This is a genomic window from Methylomusa anaerophila, from assembly GCF_003966895.1.
In the GTDB taxonomy this organism is placed as follows: domain Bacteria; phylum Bacillota; class Negativicutes; order Sporomusales; family Sporomusaceae; genus Methylomusa; species Methylomusa anaerophila.
Window position 1 is genome coordinate 1332390 of sequence record NZ_AP018449.1, and the last position, 22611, is coordinate 1355000.

The window sequence follows — 22611 nt, forward strand, 5'->3', positions numbered from 1 at the left end:
GAAGTTAAGTGATAGCCTCGAAACGTTCCTAATACCCGGATATAATTTCAATTCTTTAATGCGGCATATATAGATTTGCAAGCTGGCCGGCATCAGGAAATTTTATCAGTTCGTAATATAAACACGGCCAGGATCAGAGGTGACAAGGGGGCGGGCAATACTGCTGCTAATCGATGGAGAAACAATCGAGGTTTGCAAAACGGATGCACTCAGCGAATTATATACGTAAAAAGCGGCGGTTACTTTTGGTACTGGGCGGGTATCTCTTATTATGGAATTTTTTATCTGAGCATTCCCAATCTGACCTTTACTGCCGGTTATTGCATAGACGGCGACAGCCGCACCGTTAGTTTGCATCGGGGAGCCGCCGGTATTGGAATTATTTATTTCCAGATTGCTGGCGACAATATTAAAGGAACGGTAATCATGGTTTTGAATGGCTAACCCGTTTCGAACGTTGGAGGTCCACTTGGAACCGGTGATCTGCAAATTGCCGGGAACAATAGCGTCTTCGCTGGAGACCAACATACCCCTGTCACTGCCGGAATCCATGTGATTGTAAATGGCAATGCTTACGGGAGTTGCTGAACCATTAAGCTTAGCAAGGCAGACATAAATGCCTGCACCCTCGTTATTGGTGGTATAGGGGCTACTGATTGTTATATTTTGCACAATGTCGGTTTTAATGTTTGGTTCGATATTAATTCCCGCAGCTGGAAATTTTCCATTGGTGTTGCTTACTTGCGGATTAATAATCTGGATGTTCTGGCCGTTAACCAACGTTATACCCTGACGGCGGTTATTGTCGGCAATGACATTAATCAGCTGGCAATGCTGGTTGGCAGCTCCCGTTGAACCGGTACCGAGATAGACTCCATCGCCCCAGCAGTCTTTGACAGTTGTATTCTTAACGACAACATCATACGAACTGAGAATGCTAATTCCCATGCCCCATTCGCCATCCGTCCCGGCATGTTCTTTCCGGTCACCCACTATTGTTCCGCCAACGATATCGGCATTGCTGATACTATTGGCCGTTATCACAGCGTAGGTAGAAGCGTTATTGGGAATTGCCTTCAGAACCGTGCCGGAAGTCATTTGCAGAATTACGTTGCTTTTGAGTTTGATTGATTTTATCGCATTAATCATGTATGTGCCGTCAGGTATTGCCACAACTCCCCCGGAAGCCGGCAGAGCGTCTATGGCGGCTTGAATGGCGGCGGTATCATCGGCGGCGCCGTTTCCTTTCGCTCCGTAATTTTTGACGTCTAATGTGGCAGCTTCGGCTTTATTGCCAGCGATGGAAAAGATCCCCAGGATATGGAATTTACTCTCTTCCAGACCAAGCCCCTGCAGGCATAAAATAAGCAACAACCCTGTAAGCCGGCGCAGGCCGGTCCAATAATAGCGATTTTTTATAATTATCAATGTTTATTCCTCCTCCATTTTATTTTAAAAATACCAAAGCTCCTTCATCACTCGGAAAATAAAATTATTAGGTTAATTATGCATTATTTATATTAAAAAATATGTAAAAATATATAATTTATTTGGTGTAAATTTAATATTTTTGGATAAAATGGGATAAAAGTGAATATCCAGTAATATTAAAATAATTAGTTATTGCCATGGGATTATCCCTTCTTTCCGTATTTAAATCATTAATCCCGCAAACAATAACCGACGGGAGGTGATACTGTGGCTAAAAATAACCCGAATGACTCGTTAGCGCAGAAAGTTGCTAAAAAACAAAATCAGAACCCCAAAAATAAGGATATTAGCGGTGATAAACATCTTGATGGCCCCAATCATCCGTCAACCTGAAAGCAGCATAGGCTGCTTTTTTTAATTCCGCAGATAACCGCAAAAAGCGGATTGTTAATAACAAACCCGGAGTCAGGGAACCGTCCCTCGACTCTTGGCAAAGCCGATGATAAAAATCCGCAGACGGGTACGTCTGCGGATGATAAATTGGGCAGATACAGCCATAAGCGCCTTACTATTGCCGGCTAGCGCGAAATTAGTTGCTGGTAAGCGTCCAGTTGGCATTGGTATTGGGCGAAATGGTGCTTTGGGTTTGGATATAACTGGCCATGAGGTTGCGGACCTGCCCGGCATCACCCATGGTTCTTTGGGAATCCCAAAGTACGGTTGGCTTGGCTAGACCGTTTCGTCCCAGGGGATCCAGTCCCATTGCCGCCATAAATCCGCTTAACCCCTTGGCCTGCGGGAATACGGAAGATGACGCCAGCGGACCGCCGCCGGAATAACGGTAATTATTAATGGCAAATTTTATGCTGTCATTATCGTTCACTGCCGTACCGGTTTTGGTATAAGTGAGGTTTTGGATACGGCTGCCTATCGGTTTGCTGATATTGATTTGGTAGCTGACACCGGTCAGCATATCATAATTATAGGAAGGCCAGTTGGCAGTCTTGGTTGTTACGTTACGCAGGTTGTTTACGTCCACCAGGCCATTGACAGCTGTTCCGGCCGCCACCTGGTCAAAATAACAGGCAGTCAGTTCCAGGTACTGTTTGAGTTGTTTGCCGCTTATTTGAATGGTAAACATATAGTTTTCATAAATATATACGCTGGAAACATGTTGCAAAGTAACATTGCCCTGGGGAATCAGAGCGGTCGAACTAAAGCAAGCTGCCGCCGCAACATCGGCCTTGCCATAATACATTTGAACCTGGTTGACCAAGTCAACCAGCGGGGTATACATTTTGTCGCCATTCGCGCCGTAGTATGCAGCAGTTGAAGTACCGAGCCTCGTATTCAGATAATTTTTGGTGGCGGTGTCCCAAGGCTGAGCCATGGATACAATGGCCGGATCATCGGCAACGCTGTTGGCGCTTAACAAAGCGGTTGACACATTTTGCACTTGCCATTTTCCGTTTACTTTGGCAAAGCTGAGCAAGCCTTCAGCCAGGTACGCGCCCCACCGGTACGGCGCCATGGTCTTGACCCCGTTGATTACACCGTCGGCATAGGTAACACTGGGCGAAACACTGCTGTCGACATTGCTGGAAGCGAAGCTGGTCATATTTTGCGCGGTCCGCACATGAGTATGGCCAGAAACAATTAAGTCAATACCGGGGCATTTATTGGCAATGGCCACAATGCCATTTTCCGGATAAGGCGTGGAAACGGAAGGAATGCCCGAATGCGACAATACCACAATGGCATTGACATTTTGCTGTTTTAAAATGGCGATATTGGCATTGATGGCGTCTTCCTGCGAAGTGAATCGAACTCCGTTGTAATTTTGGGGTGCCTCAAAATTGGGAATGGCCGGAGTTACTGTGCCGATAATGCCGATCCGTATAACATCCCCAGCAACGCCGGTGGTGCCGGAAACGTCAATTTGTTTTATTGTGTAAGGTTTTATGTATTGCCATGGCGTATTGGTGAGTACACTGCGGGTATTAGCAGACAAACAGGGCGCCCCGGAAGGAATAACGAATTTTTTTAGCAAATCCAAGCCGAAATTGAATTCGTGATTTCCCAAGTTGATAGCATCATACCTCATTTGATTAAATGCTTGCATCATCGGATGAACGGTCCAGCCTTTATTGACGGTGGCGTAATACGCATCCAGCATGGTTCCCTGAATGATATCCCCGTTATCGACCAAAATGTTGTATGGGTATTTGCTGCGCTCTTGTTTTACCAGCGAACTGATCCGGGTCAAGCCGACAGTTGAGCCATCGGCCGCTGCAGGTGCGGCGTTAGACAGATAGTCCCAATTCAGGATATTGCCATGCAGGTCGGCTGTGCCCAAAACGGCAACCGCCACAGTGGAATCAGCAAAGACATTTTTTATCGATACCGGCATCGCCAGCAATGCCAATAACGAACCGGTGGTTTTTAAAAATTTTCTGCGGCTTATACGGCTTACATTGGGTTGTTTCAATACTTCCAAGAACTTATTGTACTTTTTCATTACATACTCCTCTCATTTCATCACTTTTGCTTTTGATTGCATATCCAATCATTCAAACCTTAAAATTTGCAGGTCACTCCGTAGTGCATACCATTGAAAGTAACATCTTGATTAAAAGACCCAGCCGCCTCATCATAAAAATGTAAATTTTTTACTCTTTTTTCCAGATAGCTAATATTCAATTCTATATTTTTATTGAGTTTTTGGGCAAGACCGATTTCGTAACTGGTCAAATCCTTTCCAAAAGCGACAGCGCCGTAAGCGTTCATATCCTTACTAATAGGCGTGTTGCCAATAAGGCCGATCTGCCATAATGTTCTCCTGTCTGAACTTACTCCGAAGGTGGCGCTTGTATCAAGCGGATTTTGCACAGTGTAGTCGCTCTTAGCCTGCACCATACCGACAAATACAGCCGACTGTTTATTCAGGCTTTTTAATAGGTTGAATTCTCGAAAATCAACTTTATACTTGGACACATTATCCGTATCGCTATTGTAAGCCCAGCCGCTATCGGCGGAAATACTGCCATAATTAATGCCAAAACCTTGTCCCAATCCCGCCGTTAGGTTAAAGTCCAGATGTTGTTTTGTATCATACTGCAAAGAGCTGTTTGGATAATCCGCCACTTTATTCGTTACCTTTATTTTGCTATCGGCAACAAAATTCAAATCCAAGCTTACCTTGCCGGCAGAATAGTCGGTTAACGGACTGGCAAACCCGACCTGTGTCGCCAGCATAGCGCCAAGTAATACAATTCCTACTTTATTTTTCATGCAATGTCCTCCTCATATTTGTCCTATCCGTTGTAAATTATGTGGTCAGCAACCTCCTTACATGCGCAGAGCTGCATACTTTTTCCTGATTTCTGCAGTCTTCTCACTTCCTACACTTATTGCAATTGGGTATTAGCAGTATGTAATCGTAATCACTTTCGGTGGGTTGTTTTGAATAACCATTCCCCCTTATATGACTAAATTTACTATTATAGTACAGATAATTGCAAACTCGCCTGTTTTACCTAAGTAATAGCGAGTCTTCCTATATTGTTATTGTAAAATTTACTTTTACCAGACAAGTTAAAATCTGTTTAAAAAATGTTTAAATTTTCCTAGAGTCAGAAAGAGTCAGGGGACGGCAGAAAGAGTCAGGGGACGGTTCCTCGACTCTTTGTTACGACAAGAAAAGAGTCACAGAACCGTCCCTTGACTCTTTTGGTTCTCTGACTCTGCATTTATTATCTTAAATCCAGGTTACTTTTCTTAACGCCCGCCGGATACCACGCTGAAACTGATACTTGGGATAGCCGACCACCATGGCGGCGAGAACTTCGTTTTCCTCAGGTATCTGAAACAAATTCCGCAATATCTTACTCCTTTGGATTACAGGGGGAACCAGTCCGATGGCTGTTGCGCCAAGACCGAGGGCATGGGCGGCTAACAAGCCGTAAGTAAGACCAATCAAGGCATCGTGGGTATGGTTTTCTGCGGCTTTGTCCGCATGGAATACCAGCATGGCGGGAGCCCCGCGCAGGATTACATCTTCCCCGCTTTTCTCCATACGTGGTAATGACATCTTCATTATCGGCATAACCTGGTTTTTCATCGTATTAAATATCTCACGGTTAACGCTTAAACGGATGATTGAGCGAATAAGCGGATTTTCCATTCCTTGCAGCATTTCCTGGTAGGATTTCGCCGTGTATTTCAAAGCTTCATCAAGCACAGCCCTATTCTGGACAACGGTAATTTCAGTTTTATGAGGCGGAAAACCCATCGGCGCCATTGCAACCGCCTCAGTTATTTTTTCAAGCAAGTCATTTGGCACTGGTTTGTTTTGAAACACTCTTGTCGACCTGCGCGTGGCCAAGACGTTGTAAAAAGCCTCGGCTTCAGTTTGCGGTGCCGGCAAGGCAAAAAAATCCTGGTCATAAGCCAACCCAGCGATTTTAATTGATTGGGTCGGACAGACCGCCATACAGTGTCCGCATTTGTTACACAAATGTGTTTTGCCCGCGTCAAGAACAATCGCACCTTTCTGATCCTGAACGAAGATCCTATCTGGGCAAACCTCAAGGCAAATCCCGCATTTCCGGCAAGTCTGATCAACAATAGATTTTTCTCCTGCCATTTCTCCACTCTCCTCCCTAAATTGCTTCCACTCTATAAACTAGTTCTCCGCATAACCTTAATAGAATTCTTTCAGTTTTTAAATCTATAATTTTCTCAGATTAAATTATGTTTAGACATTTTAGACATAAATAAAATTCTGCAAAAAAACAGTAGTTTTCCTGCAGAACAACCTTAACTCTATGTTAAACTTTAAAACAGGACAGTTTTGGACTCACTTTAAACGTGTCTAGCGTTTTGCTGTCCAAAACAACATCCTTCGCTGTATTGTACTAAATAACCCCATGATACACATAATAAGGAGGGACATTACCAGCATTCCGGCGAGCACTCTGGCATAATCAAAAAAATCAGCATAATACAGTACAAAAAAGCCTAAGCCTGATTTTACGCCAAACATCTCCGCAACTGTCAATAAAATAAAGGAAAATATCAGCGATGTTCCGGCGCCGCTGAAAATCAGGGGCAGCGCCGCCGGTAAAATAATTTTTCGCAGCAGTTTGAAACCTTTAAGACCTAAAGTCCGGGCGTTGTCAAGATATTTTTCTTCAATTAAGACAACGCCTTGGATGGTACTCATCAAAATCGGCCACAGGCAACCAATAAAGATGATGGATGTTGATGATAACCAAAACGTTGGCATCAAAGCTATGGCATAGGGTGTATAAAGATTGGGAGGGATAGGGCTTATTCCGTGAAACAACGGCGCTAAGTTTTCTCGTAAGGTTTTATGCCAGCCGATAGTTAACCCACCCGTTATGCCAACTACTAATGCTAAACAATAACTGGGCAGCAACAATCCCAAAGAGCTCAATATTCCCTGGAACAGCAATTCTCTCGACTCATATAAGGCAACAGCCACTTTCGGCAAACCGGGAAAAAGAGTGGGATCGGCTATACCCAAACCATCGGTCGCTGCTTCATAGGCCAAAACGCTTACGGCAACGATCATAAAAACATAGCGATATTTATTAAAATAGTCCACCGTTTCTCTTCTCCTCGTTTATATGTGGAACACATGAATACATTGATGCCAATTCTTTAATGCAGTAGCTAATTTTGCGCTTTATATCGTTCTTCCAGCTCCTTGGTATAAAATTGATCATTAGGATATTTTTTCTGCAGCTCAGTCAAAGCCTGACGATAAAGGTCAGTATTAATATGCTTGCTTACATCTACTTTTTCCTGGGCATAACCAATATGTTTCATATGTTCCCACATTGCGATTACACCCTTGCGATTGGGATCGGCGCTGTAAATCTGGTGTGGTTCAAGGACCAGAGCCTTGGTGGCTTCCTGGTCGATTTTGACAAATTTTTGCACTGAGCTCACTACCTGCTCAGGCTGTTCTTTGCGGAATTTTTCCGCCCGAATCAGCGCGCTTAAAAATGCCCGGTAGCTGTCAGGATCTTTGTCTACCGCATCTTTCTTAGCTATGATCCGGCAACATACATGGTCAGTGTAGAAATCGTTGCTCCAGCCGATTACAGCAAGCCCTGCCGCCTTGGCTTGGGCAGCCACAACATTATTGGCAATTCCAATATCGGCTTTATTGCTCTTAACTGCTTCTACCACAGCTACCGGGCTTTTCATTTCCAAAACAGTGACATCCTTATTTAAGTCAATACCGGCGTCATACATGGCGCCGCGCCAGACAACATCCGGCGTATACAGCCGCGGTGTTGCGATTGTCTTGCCCCGGTAATCTTGCATCGACTTGATTGCGGCTGCCGTCTCAGGTCTGGCAACAACAGGATGGCCGCCGCTTAACTGACCGCCAATAATCACGAAATCCGCACCGTTGTTTATTACTGCGAGCGGTCCGGCGGTGCCAAAAGATACCCCCACATCAATTTTGCCGCTGCTTAAAGCCGCATAGGCATCCGTCGAGGCAGTAAACTCAACGAACTCGACTTCAACCCCTTCTTGCTTAAAATATCCCTGGTCCTGAGCTATTTCAGTCAAAACAGCCGCTTGCGGCGTATAACCGACCAGCAATTTCTTCAGCGGCTTCTGGCCGCTTACAGCAGGCTTGCCTGGTTGTGACGTACCACACCCGCTAATAGTTAACATAATTATTAAAAACAATGCCGACATGATTAAACCAATTTTTTTCATTTTCAGACTTAGCACTCCCGTCAATTATTATTACAGATGTTTTACAATATCTTCATTTAACAAATCAATTAGATGGTTTCTTAATTCTATAAACGCAGCATCGTGATAAATTGTCTCTCTTATCCTTGGCCGGGGAAAGTTAACCGCAATTATTTCTTTAACCGCTCCTGGGTTTAAGCCTAAAACCACTACTTGGGTTCCCAATAACAAGGCCTCTTCCACATCGTGGGTAACAAAGACAACTGTTTTGCGACTTGCGCCCTGATTCAGCCATAAATCGAGCACTAAATCCTGGAGCTTGGCTCTGGTAACCGCATCCAGGGCGCCAAACGGCTCATCCATGAGCAGCATGGGTGAGTTAATGGCAAATGCCCGGGCGATAGCAACCCTTTGTCGCATCCCTCCGGAAAGTTCTCCCGGCATTTTCTGTTCAATTCCCGGTAACCCAACTGCTGTTAGATAATCGCCGGCAATTTTTTTTAAATTACTTTTGGATTCATGCGGCAAAGCCTGCCCCAGGGCCAGCAATAGGTTGTCCTGCACACTGAACCAGGGAAACAAACTATATTCCTGAAAAACAACCCCCCTGTCCAGTCCCGGTTCCATCACCTCTTTATCATCCACCAGAATTTTGCCTGCCGTGGGACGATTGAGACCGGCTATCAACCGCAGCAAAGAACTTTTGCCGGAACCCGACGGACCTACAAAGCAAGCAAAATCGCCCGGACTAATAGCCAAATTAATGTCACTGAGAACGAGCTGTTCGCCATAAGCCAGATTTACATTTTGAATATCAATCCCGTACACCGGTAAGACCGCCCCTTAAATAAATTTCGACTGTACGCGCAATAGCCCCCTAAAAACCTGCCGCAATTAGCTACTTATGCCGTAGCATTGTCAATTTGTCTTGAGTGACGGGATAACCTATTTCCCGGACTGTATTCATCATCGCGTGAATATTTTCAAATGGCACTTCCGTGGGCAGACTGCAACCTGATGCGACGATATAACCCTTGGGAGAGTCAAAGGTCTTCGCGACACAGTCGATGACAGCCTGTTTTACGTCCGCAACCGATCCCTGCAGCATTATGGCCGACGGGTCCACGTTTCCCGTCAGCCGGACCTTAGCTCCAACCCGTTCCTTAGCAGCGGCCATATCAATGACATTGTCAAGACTAAGACAAGCCGCGCCTGTTTCCACCATGTCTTCCCAAATTTTGTTGGTTTTGCCGCAGATATGTAATGTAGCCGATTTTCCCCGGGAATTAATGTAGCTTATCAGTCTCTTCAGGTATGGAAAAGCAAATTCCCTGAATTGTTTGGGGCTAATAAGGGTGGAAGACGCGACAGGATCACTCAGGGTGACGCCGCAGCCGGTGTCCAAAATGGCTTGTGCCCATTGTAGATTTGCGTCTAAGGCTATCTCGCAAAGTTTATGAGCAGCTTGCGGGTCGCGCAGCATCAACTTGGTTAATTGCTCGGTACCGATGAGAAATGAAGCGGTGGTAAAAGGACAAGTAACAGATCCAATAACCCCTACTTCCCGGCCCACTTCATCCAAAGCAATTTTCATAGCTGACAGGAATTCGGGAAGTTGTCCGTCTTTATAAGGATTAGGGGGCTGCAACCGGCCAATATCGGCGATATCCTTTATCGCCGGGCTTTCCAAATGGGCGGTTTCATCAAGGGGATACATCACTTTGGCGCCCATCGCCTCGGCTTGCACGTACAAATCGGTAAAAATTCTGACGACATCATATTGAAATAATTTGTAAGATTCTACCTGGGCCTTGGCAATTAGGGCGCCGTTATTCCTAAATTGTGATATTTTGGCGCCAATGACCCTGGCGGCGCCATTACCCACGGAAGGAATACAGGGAAGCCTGTCCACAGCCTCATTCTTATTGTACGCCGTCAATCTCTCAAGCGGCGTGATCTGATCTTTAAACACTACCGGTTCACCTCATTATCGCATTTCATGCATTTACAACCTTCAGCTTGAAGTCTTAGATCAATTCTTTGGTTACGAGGACTGCGTCCGTAGCATTGGCCGCATACCCATCCGCCCCGATTTTTTTGGCAAAAGCAACCGATACCGGTCCGCCGCCAACTATCACCTTAAATTTGTCTCTTAAGCCTTCATCTGCCAGCAATTTAATAATGTCCGCCATTTTGTCCATGGTGGTACTCATAAGCGTTGCCGCCGCTATCACCTTAGCTTGCTCCGCCTTTGCCGCCGTGACAAATTTTTGCGGCGGCACATCCCGCCCCAGATCAATAAGCTGATACCCGGCGGTTTCCAGCATCATTTTAACAATGTTCTTGCCGATGTCATGAGTATCGCCTTCGACTACGCCGATAACAATCTTGCCTTTGGCCTCACCGGTGGATTTCAAATGGGGCTTAAGAACAGCCAACCCTGCGTACATAGCATCAGCACACAAGAGTAATTCTGGAATAAAATACTCTTCCTCTTCGTAAAGCTTACCGGCCCGTGCCATCCCGGCGGAAAGCCCCTTTTCAATGGCTTCAAATGCGTCAATATCCTGCTTGACCACCTCAATAGCAACAGCTGCGGCTTTTTCTTCCTCCATTTCCACAACCGCGTCGGATAACTGCTGAAAATACCGTTCTTTTTCCAATTTGCTGCATACCTCCGCTCCTACATATAGTTACATTTTAACCCATAGATAGACTATATTACAATAAAAAATATTATCGATTCCAATTCTTAACCGTAAAACAAACAAGCCAACCGGCAGCATTACAGTGCAAACCGGTTGGTCTGTTTTTTTCAGATATATGATAATTTAGCAGAATATCCGCAATCGGTTGGTACCCGTGGATATGCTTAACGGCAATGAAGGCCCCAGCTCTCCGTCAAGATCGCTGTCTACCGGTTCGTCACACTCAATATGAATGTTCGTTGCCTGCAGATAGGTAATATGGGGATTGTGCGTATGCTTGCCGGCAAAAATGCTTAGAAACAGCCCCATTAGTTCGGAAATACTACATTTATTGACAATAAGCAGGTCCAGCTTGCCGTCGTCAATTTTGGCGAGTGGCGCCAGATTGGGAAAACTCCCTACCATCCCGCTGTTCATCACCAGAAACAAGATAATATCGTCTTCAATGGTCCGCCCGTCGGCATTGATGCGCATCCTTAACGTCCGAAAATTAGGTAGTTGGCCCAACCCCTTAATATAATAAGCCATCCGTCCCAAGGTGTTTTTTAAAGCCGGATCAACCGTATGGGCAATTGAAGTCCATAGTCCGGCGCTGGCAACATTCAGAAAGTAATCACCATTGACTTTTCCTACGTCAACTGCCCGGGGAACGCCACTGAGTATCGCCGGCAAGCAGTGTTTCAGTTCACCGCCGACACACAAATGAGTGGCAAAATCGTTGCATGTGCCGCTGGGTATCAGTCCCAGCGGCACATCCAGCCGGCTTTTCAGCATAATATTAACCACTTCATGGATCGTCCCGTCACCACCGGCGGCAATAATCCCGTCAGCACCGTAATCAACTGCCAGTTGGGCAAAATCGGCATTGCCGCCGGGTTCCTCTTTGCCCCTGGTCCGAAACGGAATAAGTATGCGGTTGGCTTTTTGAAAATACTCGATCATTTCATCCAGGTGAAACTTAAATTTCGCATCACCGGCTAAAGGATTATATACCAGAATATACTTTTTCACCGCGAAACCTTCTCCTGTTTAAAAAGATATTCCTCGTGCCCTATAATTGCTTCTTGCCTGAAGATTCGCCTGCCGCCCTCAATTTCTCCGCAATATAGGATCTTAATTTTCGTTCTATCTGCCTGGTTTCTTCTGTTGGCGCCAGATGCTCCAATATGGCTTCCACATACTTCTTGGCCAAAACTTGTTCCAGCGTCCAAAGGTAATTGATATCATAAATCCACGAAAGCCTGACCAGTTTTGCGTCTTCCCTGGTCTTAACATCAATATAATTTGCCTGCCGTCCGGCCAGCATGCTGGCAAGCAAACTCGGCGTGTAGTCTTCTCCCGAAGGCGCAGTCAGAGCATCCGCCAGCACGTGGTATATGTCAAGTTTATCAGCATCCCGGATGATGGATGCATACAAACGGTGGGAACGTGTCGCTCCTTCCGGAATTTTCACAGCGTTATGGCAGCCTACGGCAAACTCCAAGCAATCCCGTTCCTGACCGGAAAGCCCGTCTAGTAAAGTCAGCCCGGCGATTTCATTTAGCCCCAGCCGGGCATGATCTTCTGACTGGTGATCGCTGAAAGTGTGGTATAAGGTGTATTGTTTAAACCTGCCGATATCATGAAAGATTCCTATTGCTTCCGCCAAATCCCGCTCACTCCGGTTCAGCCCCAAATGCTCGGCAAGTTCGCGGCAGTAACCGGCAACCCGCAATGTATGATCTTCCTTCAAACGCATATGCTGCTGAATATCCGCATTGGTTGAGTAATACAACTTTACGTAATTGGTAAACCATTCATAAATGCTGCTTATATCAATACCACTCATAACAAAACTCCTTCTACCCAATTTTATATCTATAACCATGCCACAGGATAATGGGAAAGTCAATCTTACTTTGCCAATTATACAAAATTTTTACATTTCTTAACAAATAAATATCCTGGGCAGTTATTATTTATATAAAGTTACTTCTTAAACTGGAATATTACCAGGATTTTAACATAACAGGACCAATGCACCAATTGACATATGCTGGGATACACTCTATTATTGACATAGGTACCTTATTTTATTAAGAAATGCGGAATACATACTCCGTGCTTGCAGGTGATCCTTTTGCATTATAAACATTATATTTTAGTCTGCAAAAGCCATGAAAAGAATGTTCGGGAGGCCCTATTGGCTGAAGATATTAATGAAGTGGGGGTACTGACACGCCCCTCTTTGTGCTGCGATCTTGCGTTAAGTCCGGAAAAACTGGAATGGGAGTTACGCAATCATTTCCTTTTAAAAGATCACTGCCATATTGATGTTATTGGCGGACAATGCTTGCTCTCAGCCCGTGACAACCAATACCCCAGAGATCTGATCAGCTATAAAATTCACGGTGCGGAAAACTGCTTTCATTGGCTGTTAAACAAATCTTTGGTTAACGAGTACTGTAAGCAAAAAGCCTTCCTCCTCACGCCGGACTGGCTGGAAAATTGGCCGATTTTCCTGCAAAATCTCTGGCAAACCGATCTTGATGCTGCCCGTGATGCTTTTCGCGCTTCTTATGAAAAGCTTGTCCTCCTGGATACCGGCATATATGAACACACTGCGAGCCAACTTAAGGAAATGGGAGACTATTTAAATCTCCCTTATGACCGTGTGCCTGTCGGCCTCGATTTCCTTCGCTTGTCCTTATCCGGTATTGTCCAAGAGCATCGGTGGGCCGAACGGGAAAATGAGTATATGGCCTCATTAGCAGGCGCCAATCTGCAAGCTACCGACTATGCCATGGTATTGGAACTGATGGGTAAGCTTACGGAATCCACTTCCTTTGAGATAGTTGTGAACAATATTCTGGATATATGCGGCACCTTGTTTAATGCCAAAAAACTTTGCTACTTGCCTTTATCTTGTTTAGACGGAAAGAATGACAGCGCTATTACCATTCCCCACTTTACCCCTAATCCGGAAAAACTTAGCTGGTATCGGCATAACCTGGAACGTCCGATCACCTGGAACAAAGCCGGCAGCGGTTTTATGGTAACAGTACGCCATTCTAATGAAATATTGGGGATTCTCGATATCGATGAATTGGCGTACCCTGAACAGGCCAAACAGTATATCAAAATGGCTCTCACGTTAATCCAGGTTTTTGCTCTGGCAGTGTACAATGCCCAATCTTATGAAACTAACAAACAGACCGAAGAACAATTGGCAACGGAAACGGAACGCCTGTTTGTTATCTTGCAAAGCATTGGTGAAGGTTTGATCGCAACTGACAGTATGAACCATATTATGTTTATGAACCCCTCAGCCGAAGGCCTTACCGGCTATTCGTCCGCCGAAGTCGCCAACAAGCCGTTTGGTTCCATATTTCGTCTTATCGACGAAACAACGGGCCAATGCAGCGACCGCCTAATCAGAGATATCCTTGCCCACGACCATATGGTTGAAATAGACGCAAACAAGGTTCTTATCGACAAGCACGGGGTTGCCCACAATATCACCGGCAGCATATCACCGATTTACGATAAACAAGACCATTATGACGGCATGGTGGTAGTAGTCAAAGACGTTACTGCCCAAAAGCAATTTCAGAAGGAACTGGCCCGGCTGGACCGCCTTAACCTCATTGGCGAGATGGCGGCAAGTATTGGTCACGAAGTCCGGAATCCTTTAACCACTGTCAGAGGTTTTTTGCAAGTAATAAAAAAGAAGGACAGCGAAGGGCATCTCCAGAATTATTGCGACTTGATGATCGATGAAATTGACCGGGCAAACTCTATTATTACCGATTTCTTATCGTTGGCCAAAAATAAAACGGTGACATTGGAAAAGCATAACTTGAATTCGGTTATTCGCTCATTATTGCCGCTGATCGAAGCCGATTTCCTGCTGGGTAACAAATCGGTGGAATCATCCTTAGAGGATATCCCCGCCCTTTTATTAGATGAAAAAGAGATTCGCCAGCTCATCTTAAATCTGGCCCGCAACGGCCTTGAAGCCATGTCGCCGGGCGGCAAGCTTACCATTAGTACCCGCACTACGGATACGCAGGTGGTTTTGTCGGTGAAAGACCAGGGTAAAGGAATTCCCTTTGATCTGATTGACAAACTGGGCACACCCTTTTTCACCACCAAGGATAACGGCACCGGTTTAGGCCTGGCGGTTTGCTACAGTGTAGCCGCCCGCCACGGCGCTTCCATCGATATTGAAACAGGACCAGCCGGCACACAATTTAACGTGGTCTTTAAGAAATAGTAGCGTATTTTTAAAAATACGCTACCCTAATTTCGGAGGCTGGTTCAAAATGTCCAGGTGCTAGGCGCCCGGGCTTTCGAGGCCGGAGGCGTACGAATCGTGTACGTTGAGGACCTCGAAAGCCCGGGCAACGACGCAGATGGGCGTTTTCAACCAGCCTCCCTCATGCTGTCTCGATTCGAACCCACGTCCCGTGACCGGCTGTTTCGGCCGGCTCAACCATAAGCCGGCGCTGCATCCGCTGCTGCAATTCGGCTATATGACTGATGATACCGATGGTCATCCGTTCCATGTGCAATCTTTCCAGCGTCGATATGGCCACATCCAGCGCGTTTTGATCCAGTGAACCGAAACCTTCATCAAGGAAGAAAAATTCCAGCGGGTATTTCCCCTTAAGCTGAATGTGGGTGGACAACGCCAGGGCCAGCGCCAGCGAAGTCTGAAAGGTCTCCCCGCCGGAGAGGGTGGCTACAGGCCGTTTAACCCCGCCGTTGGCGTCGTCCCGAATGAGAAAACCGCCGTCTGACGCCAGTTCTAAAGCATAGCGGTTCCGGGTAATCTCCTTGAGCCGCTCAGACGCTTGCCGGGCAACCATTTCCATCTGTTCTTGCGCTAAAAATTCGACAAACACATTGCCGCGCAAGAGGTTCTTTAATGTTTGCAAACAGTCCAGCTGATCCTTCAACCTCACCCGGGATTTCTCCAGTTCAGCCCAGCGCAGGTTCCGGATTGCCAGGTCTTTATATTCCTTATCCGCTTCTACCCGCCGCTCTGTCGCCGCGTTTTTGCCGTCCATTGCCGCCTGCAGCTCCTGCCCCAGACTTTCCCATTCCCCAACAGTCAGCCGGCGACCGGCAAGATTCCGTACAATTTGCTCCCGTTGTGCCAGCAGCTTTTGCTCAGCCCTAAGATATTCTTGCACTTGCCGGTTGCATTCTTCCGCTGCGGCCGGCGGCAGAAAAGCTGCCTCGGCCGCAGCCAGCTCAATAAACCCTTCCGCCGCCAATTTCGCTTGCAATGTATTATCACTGTCTTTCAGCCTGCGGCTAATATCCAGCCAGCGAGTCTCGGCCCGGACTTTGGACTGTTCCCCTTCGCTATAAAGTTCTTGGGCCCGCTCAAAAGTTTCTTGGGCTGTGGCTTCATTCTGCCGGACTATTGCCAGTTCCTGACTGACTTTGGCAATTAGTTCATTGACCGGAATCCCCTGGGTTATCTGTCCAAGTTCCTTCTTCCTGGCCGCAAGATTATCTTCTGCCGCCTTACGCTGAGCCGTTAGCGCCGCCAGGCCGGACTGACAGAAGGAAGCTTCTTTATGCAACTGATCCAATTTTGTCTGACAATCTTCGCCGGTTTTTCGTAAAGCGGCTATTTTCATTTGCAATTCTTCCGCCGTTTTATCCCGGCGGGAGACGGATTCGCTAATCGCCGCCATCTGCCTTATTACCTGACGGGCATCTTCTGCCGGTGAAATATCGACGCCAAGTTGGCGTAAAGCGGCCGCAAGATCGGTTACCGAATGGCTTAATTCCTGCCGGATCTTTTCCAATTCTCCTTCGGCCAGAGCCAGCTCCGACTGGGTCATCTCCACCCGCTGTCCGGCTACTGCCATCTCAGCTGCGGTTTTGGCCAATGTGTCCCGCAATTCGCTTATAAGCTCTTGTACTTGAGCGCTTTTGGCTTTCCATTCTTTTAACAGGCCTCTGGAGTAAGTAAGCTGCTTCCTGGCGGCCTCAACTTGGGAACGAAGCTGTTGTAAAGTATATTCTCCCGCAAGACATAATTCGGCTGTCAGCTTTCCCGTCAGTGCCAGCAGCGTATCTTGCAAGGTCTTTAGCTTAGCCGCCACCAAGTCATGCTTGGTCGCCAAAGCAATAATTCTGTTGCCGGTTTCAGCCAGATTATCGTTGATTGCATCAACGCGGGACTGCATAGCGGCGATATCCTGTTCCAGTTCCGGCCTGTCGGCAGCGGTAGCTGCCGCATCTGATATCGCCGCCGGCTGCGGATGGTGAACGGAGCCGCACACCGGACATGGCTCACCTTCCTTCAGCCCTTCGGCCAGACGGGCAGCCACTGCCAAATTGTCAGTAGCCACTTGCAACTCCAGCTCCCTTTGCAGCAATTGCAGGTGATGGGTAGCTTTCTGTTTTTCTTCCTCTAAGTAAGTTTGGCGCTGGCGATTTTCATTTAACTCGCGGTCTATTTGTTGCACCAGACTGCTTTCAGCCTCAGCCTCCCCAGTCCGGTCCAATAACTGGCCAACCAGATTACCCCACCCGGCAAGGCGCAGTTCCTGCTCAACCAAAGCCTCCTCCCCAGCCGGACAATCCTTCTGAATCCTTTCCGCCTCTGATTCCTTCTCGCGCAGGAGATTGGAAATTCGCTCCATCTTTTCGCCGGCAAGGGCTTTGTCTTTCACAGCTCGCTGACAATCTTGCCGGCGCCGGGTTAAAGCCAGCCGGGACTGCTCAAGCACTTCTATATTGCGCGCTGCTTCCGCCGCCTTTTCGCGACCCGCTTGAACAAGTTGCCGATATTCCGCCGGCACAGTTAATTCGATTAACCCGGCTTCTCCCTGCTGTATCTGATTGGTGATCTCGTCCTTTCGCGCTGAAAGAATATTAATTTCCTGCACGTGTTGCTCATAAGCCCTTTTTTTCCGGCCAAAATCGTACCCTAGCTTATTTACTTCCCCCTCAAGCTGAACTATATCCGGTTCCAGACGCAGCGCTGCCTCCAGCCCGGCTTTTTGTTCCACCAGCTTAGGCTCAGCCTCTATTCTGGTTTGCCGGGCTTGTTCGTAGTTGTCTCCCAATTGCCGGATTTCTGCCGCTAACGCCTTGATATTGGCGATGGCCTGTTCCTTAAAACTGCAGGCTGCTCTTTCCTCGGCCAGTATCTCCTTATATTGCAGGGCTGCCGGCATAACCGAACCGGCCTTGGCTGACAGCTCGAGCTTTTTGTTAATGTGCGCAATTTCCCCTTCTCGGGAACGATGATCTTGAAGTTCTTGCTCCTTAATCCGGAGTTCTGCCTGCAAAGAATGTATTTTTTCCGCTGCCGCATGCCGCACCTGCACCGCCGCCAGTATGCCGGCGCATTTAACTTCCGCCTGTCTAGCCGCAATAAGAGCACTTTCGGCAGCCGCCACCGCCTGGGGCGATGCGTCTCCCAAGCCTTTTTGCTCGCTATCGGCTTCAATATAGCCGGTTTCAACGGCTTTGAACCGTTCATTGACCCGATTGGTCAAAATATGGCCATACTGCTCCAACGAAAACAGCCGCTGCAGCATTTCCCGCCGTTCCTTGCCGCTTAAGTTTAAAAACTCGGCGAACTTTCCCTGCGGCAAAACCACCGCCCGGGTGAAATCCTCCTCTTTAAGCCCCAGGAGAGCGGTTATCTGCTCCGTGACCTCCCTGTCCTTATCGGCGGCGACAGTCTCGCTCCCGTCAGCCAGTATCTCCGTAAGGCGGCTATAGGTATTGGTCACGGCCAGTTGATCCTTGCGGCCATAGCGCCGCTCCACGCGATATACCTTAGGTGTTTGGCCCGACTGTAAAGCAAAGGTGAATGCGACTTTGAGATGATTTTCGCCATGATTCAATATGCCTTGCGTCCGGCGGCCGGCCCTGACAACCACCCCGTATAAAGCAAGCGTTATAGCGTCCAATATGGTGGACTTGCCGCTGCCTGTCGGCCCGAATATGCCGAAAACCCCCAGTTCCGACAATTTGTCGAACTGAACCTCCTGTTCTTCGCGAAAGCTGTGCAGGCCGGCAATTTTCAATGTGAGCGGCCTCATAATAGTCCCTCCCCGTTAGATTTTACCTCAGCCTCAACCGCCGTGTCTTCCGGATTGTTCTGGCTCAGTTCCAAAAACAGCTCCACCAACTTATCGTCAGGTTTGGCCCCGCCTGTGGCCTGTTCATAAAAACGAATAAAAAGCTGATCAATCGGCAATCCCTCTATCCTATCCCGCCGGGCGCCTTCGTCACTATCTGACGCAACCATCACCGGCCGGATATTGACAAAGCCGGGATGCAAGCCGCGAAGTTCCTGAATATCCGCCATGGTTAGCGGCATGCTAAGCCTAATTTCCAAATCAATCCAGGCATTTTGGTCCCGTCCGGCGGCAACCCAATCCCGCACCTGGCCCAGTCCCCGGTCGGCCCGCCATTTGACCAGCGACCGGCCTGACGCCAGGAATATCTCCCGTATGTCGGCGGCTTGTCCCGGCAAAACGTTTACGACAGTAACCGATTTGCTGTAACCTGCTTCCGAGAAACTATACGCCAAGGGTGAACCGGCATAACGAATGGGTGCAGCTGACCCGCCGACATACTGAGGACGGTGCAAGTGCCCCAGAGCTGCGTATTGCACGTTGGCAGGAAATACTGCCGGATCAACAGCGTATGTCCCGCCAACCTGTATCTGGTATTCGGAATCTGATTCAATCCCCCCGCGGACAAATAAATGACTCATAGCCAAATTGACCGTGTCCCGGCGGTAATTACCGCCGATATGGCGCAGTAAGGCTGTAATTCGCTCATTATATTCCAGCCGGAGGTCTCTGTCTTCCAGGGAATCGGTAAGCAGTTCCTTCAATCTTCCTTCCGACGGATATGGCAGAGCGGCAATAACCGCCGCATGCTCCACTCCCGGCACAACCAATTCCAGCCAGGCCTGTCCGCCGTTTATCCGCCGGACTTTATCACCGGCAGCCGGCCGGGAGGAATAAAGCATATCTTTCGGCAGTCCTACCAGGGTAATGCCCAGCTTATCAGCCAGCGGCGAAGAAGCTCTGATACGCTCCGGATTATCATGGTTGCCAGCAATCACCACCACCCCCCGGCGGCCGTAATCCACTAAGCGGTCCATTGCGTAATAAAACAGTTCCTCCGCTGCCGCGCTGGGATTGGGACTTTGGAATACGTCCCCCGCCACCAGCACCAGATCAATAGCTTCGTCAAGACAAATTGCGCATAACTCCTCCACAAAAGCTTCCTGTTCCGGACCCCTGTCCCGGCCTTCTATCGTCTTGCCGAAGTGCCAATCGGCAGTATGTAAAATCCTCATGGATTCCTTCTTCCTCCAGTGTTTACTGTTTACTTCCTAATTTTATCCATTCTGCTTACCGCAGAATCAATAAACTGCAGCGCTTCCGGCAAGTCCTTCGCTAAAAGCTCGTCGACTCTTTGGCGGGCTTTTTCCGGAAGGTACACCATCGCATTCTGCACTATTCCCTATTCTCCAGTATGGCTTGATTACTTTCGCTAATTTTCAAAGACTGTTCCATCTTGTCCCGGCTTAGAACTGCACCAATTAATGGGGCTAAATCCGTTACTCATGTGTGTTGCTGCCTTCTTCCTAAACATTTTTCCGCTGGCGCTCCATATAACCAACGGCATTGATGCTTGCCTGACCGGGTTTAAGGGACTTCTTCATTAACAATATTGATTAATGAAAAAACTTTTTCGGTAAAGTAAATTTTATTTGGGTCCCAACACCCGGTTCTGATTCGCACCATACCTTACCACCCATTTGACGGATTAGCGTCCTGACATAGGTTAACCCCATACCTTCTCCGGGCACGTCTTGTTTTCCCGCCCGCCGGAAAAGCTCAAATATCTTCTCACAGTCTTCGGCAGCCATACCACGTCCATTATCCTGAAAGTTAAACAGATATTCATCATTGTTATCGGTACAGAATACAGCGATTTTTCCAGGCCGGTCAGGTTTCATATATTTTATGGCATTATCCAGCAAATTGCTGATGATTTGCTCCATAGCCAGATAATCGGTTTGGATGATGGGCAGCGGCCCGACTTCTATCTGAATACCTTTCTGGGTAATCTGGTGCTCGAAAGACCGTAAAACCCCGTTAAGAAGTTTACCCATGTCAACTTCTGTGTTAATTATCTCCCGTCGGCCTTCCCGGGCCAACTTTAAGAGGGCGGCAAGCATCCGGTCCAGCCTGTCCACTGAGGAATGGATAAATTGCAGCGCGTCCGGCACGTCCTTCTCAAGCAACGCATCTAATTTGCGGCGGGATTCTTCCGGTAGGTGGGGCATCTCCCCGTTAATGATTTGCTTCAACTCAGTCAGAGCATATCCCAGTTCCCGTGAAAATCCTTTCATATTGACCATGGGAGTACGGAAATCATGAGCCACAATATTAGCAAAATTTTTGAGTTCCTTATTGGTTTCCGCCATTTCAGCAGCGTAATGCTTCAGTTGGGCTTCACTGTCAAGGAGGGCGTCCCGGCTAGCGAGAAGTGCTTCCTGGATGGCCTGCCGTTCGGCAATTTCCTCTTCCAATGCCGCATTAATATCTTGTAATTGGCTGGTCCGCTCATTTACTTTAGTCTCCAGCTCGGCATTCATTTGCCGCAGTGATTCCTGGGCTGCCTGCCGTTCCATAACCTCCTCCTCTAGGGCCGCGTTGATTTCCTGTAAGTCTCGCGCCTGGTTGCGGACCCGGTCGTAAGGCTCATTTAAACTTGTCACTACTACCGCCCGGTATAAAAAGAAAAAAGCAATTATTTTGAATATGTGGCCGATTACACTTTCCCAGCCGGCTACGACTTTATAAAAAGTAAATGAAAGCTCAGTAAGGATGGAAAAAACGAAAAAAATCAGCAGCGGCTGGTACACTTGCGGCTGAAACCGGTGTTTGTGCCGCATCAGTAAGATGATACTGGCAATAAGAATAAGGCATATGGCGTATTCGCTGTATACTTTAAAAGGGGTCAGTCCCTGTCCGTTGATAAAAGCCAGCGGAAAGGTATGCCAGCTAAACACCGCCAGCAATATAACGGCAGATGCCGCAGCATAAGTAATTAGTACATAAAAAGGCTTGATAATTCTACCTATAGAAATCCCGGCAAGAAGCATGCCAATACTGTCAAGATATCTGGCAATAACCCACATCTGCGTCGGCAGGTTGGCGACGTCATCCGGAAATACCCCCATTCCTTTGTAAGCAAGGGTATGTAATATGTCAAAAATGCCGGCAAAGGCATAAGCAATTCCAATGATGGGTATAAAATCGCTTTTTAGATTCTGGTAAGTATTAAAAACAATAAAAGCAATGGAAAAACTAACCACAATAGTAAATCCTTCGGTTAAAGCATGAAATAACAAAAAGTTTTTCACACCCATATAACCGGCTGTCAATAGTAAGATGGTTCCCAATAAATAATAAATCCACCTTTTTATTAATGAGTCTTGTTGAGGCGGCGGATAACTCCCCGGTTTTGCATCATTATTCATGTTATGGCCTTTCCCTTTGCATAGAATATCTTTAATTTTAAGCATGAATCAATAATACTGTCAATATTCGTCAAAAATCATAAATCTCCTTCGTATTTGTCCCAGGCTGCTTTTATTGGGGCAACCTTAGCAACCTTAACAGCCTTAACCAAGCTTGCAAAAAATGTGGCTGTAACAGCACAAAACGCCTCTTCGCAAATC

General features: G+C 47.3%; 17 protein-coding genes. 2 read left to right on the forward strand and 15 right to left on the reverse strand.

The features are described 5' to 3' along the window. Positions 1-105: 105 nt before the first annotated feature. A complete protein-coding gene (locus tag MAMMFC1_RS05825; protein ID WP_126307292.1) occupies positions 106-1428 on the reverse strand; it encodes a glycosyl hydrolase family 28-related protein in 1323 nt (440 codons plus the stop codon). Positions 1429-1698: 270 nt separating this feature from the next. Between MAMMFC1_RS05825 and MAMMFC1_RS22610 the strand changes: the two genes are divergently transcribed. After that, positions 1699-1824, forward strand: coding sequence for a hypothetical protein (locus MAMMFC1_RS22610; protein WP_269471867.1), 126 nt, complete (start codon positions 1699-1701; stop codon positions 1822-1824). A 196-nt stretch (positions 1825-2020) separates the two neighbouring features. On the opposite strand, the gene MAMMFC1_RS05830 is transcribed toward MAMMFC1_RS22610, so the two are convergent. From MAMMFC1_RS05830 to MAMMFC1_RS05875, 10 genes are all read right to left on the reverse strand, one after another. Further along, complete coding sequence (locus tag MAMMFC1_RS05830; protein ID WP_126307294.1) at positions 2021-3949, reverse strand: bifunctional metallophosphatase/5'-nucleotidase; 1929 nt, start codon at positions 3947-3949, stop codon at positions 2021-2023. Between the two features lie 59 nt (positions 3950-4008). Continuing rightward, complete coding sequence (locus MAMMFC1_RS05835) at positions 4009-4722, reverse strand: hypothetical protein (RefSeq protein WP_126307296.1); 714 nt, start codon at positions 4720-4722, stop codon at positions 4009-4011. A gap of 466 nt (positions 4723-5188) precedes the next feature. After that, positions 5189-6076, reverse strand: coding sequence for a nitroreductase family protein (locus tag MAMMFC1_RS05840; protein ID WP_126307297.1), 888 nt, complete (start codon positions 6074-6076; stop codon positions 5189-5191). Between the two features lie 228 nt (positions 6077-6304). Next, entirely contained in the window at positions 6305-7060 is a 756-nt protein-coding gene (locus tag MAMMFC1_RS05845) for an ABC transporter permease (RefSeq protein WP_197723927.1), read from the reverse strand. A 68-nt stretch (positions 7061-7128) separates the two neighbouring features. Next, entirely contained in the window at positions 7129-8193 is a 1065-nt protein-coding gene (locus tag MAMMFC1_RS05850) for an ABC transporter substrate-binding protein (protein ID WP_126307299.1), read from the reverse strand. Between the two features lie 30 nt (positions 8194-8223). After that, on the reverse strand, positions 8224-9000 hold the full coding sequence (locus MAMMFC1_RS05855) for an ABC transporter ATP-binding protein (RefSeq protein ID WP_126307301.1): 777 nt from the start codon (positions 8998-9000) through the stop codon (positions 8224-8226). 70 nt (positions 9001-9070) lie between these two features. Further along, positions 9071-10144 carry a uroporphyrinogen decarboxylase family protein gene (locus MAMMFC1_RS05860; RefSeq protein WP_126307303.1) on the reverse strand — a complete coding sequence of 358 codons (1074 nt, stop codon included), beginning with the start codon at positions 10142-10144 and terminating at the stop codon, positions 9071-9073. A 55-nt stretch (positions 10145-10199) separates the two neighbouring features. Beyond that, entirely contained in the window at positions 10200-10835 is a 636-nt protein-coding gene (locus tag MAMMFC1_RS05865; protein WP_126307305.1) for a corrinoid protein, read from the reverse strand. A 168-nt stretch (positions 10836-11003) separates the two neighbouring features. Then, positions 11004-11891, reverse strand: coding sequence for a diacylglycerol/lipid kinase family protein (locus MAMMFC1_RS05870; protein WP_126307307.1), 888 nt, complete (start codon positions 11889-11891; stop codon positions 11004-11006). 40 nt (positions 11892-11931) lie between these two features. Beyond that, positions 11932-12708, reverse strand: a complete 777-nt coding sequence (locus MAMMFC1_RS05875) for an HD domain-containing protein (protein WP_158618662.1) — start codon at positions 12706-12708, stop codon at positions 11932-11934. Between the two features lie 354 nt (positions 12709-13062). On the opposite strand from MAMMFC1_RS05875, the gene MAMMFC1_RS05880 reads away from it, so the two are divergent. Then, complete coding sequence (locus MAMMFC1_RS05880; RefSeq protein WP_126307311.1) at positions 13063-15135, forward strand: ATP-binding protein; 2073 nt, start codon at positions 13063-13065, stop codon at positions 15133-15135. A 163-nt stretch (positions 15136-15298) separates the two neighbouring features. Here the strand turns inward: MAMMFC1_RS05880 and MAMMFC1_RS05885 are convergent, their stop codons facing one another. From MAMMFC1_RS05885 to MAMMFC1_RS05895, 4 genes are all read right to left on the reverse strand, one after another. Next, positions 15299-18940, reverse strand: coding sequence for an AAA family ATPase (locus tag MAMMFC1_RS05885; RefSeq protein WP_126307313.1), 3642 nt, complete (start codon positions 18938-18940; stop codon positions 15299-15301). Beyond that, positions 18937-20214 (reverse strand): metallophosphoesterase family protein, encoded by a 1278-nt coding sequence (locus MAMMFC1_RS05890; protein WP_126307315.1) that lies wholly within the window; start codon positions 20212-20214, stop codon positions 18937-18939. The genes MAMMFC1_RS05885 and MAMMFC1_RS05890 overlap by 4 nt, the downstream gene beginning before the upstream one ends. Positions 20215-20243: 29 nt before the next feature. Beyond that, positions 20244-20375: a hypothetical protein gene (locus MAMMFC1_RS22615; protein WP_269471868.1), complete on the reverse strand. Its 132-nt coding sequence runs from the start codon at positions 20373-20375 to the stop codon at positions 20244-20246. 220 nt (positions 20376-20595) lie between these two features. After that, the gene (locus MAMMFC1_RS05895; protein ID WP_126307317.1) at positions 20596-22455 is read right to left on the reverse strand and encodes an MASE3 domain-containing protein; all 1860 of its coding nucleotides are present in this window, start codon (positions 22453-22455) and stop codon (positions 20596-20598) included. Positions 22456-22611 lie beyond the last annotated feature (156 nt).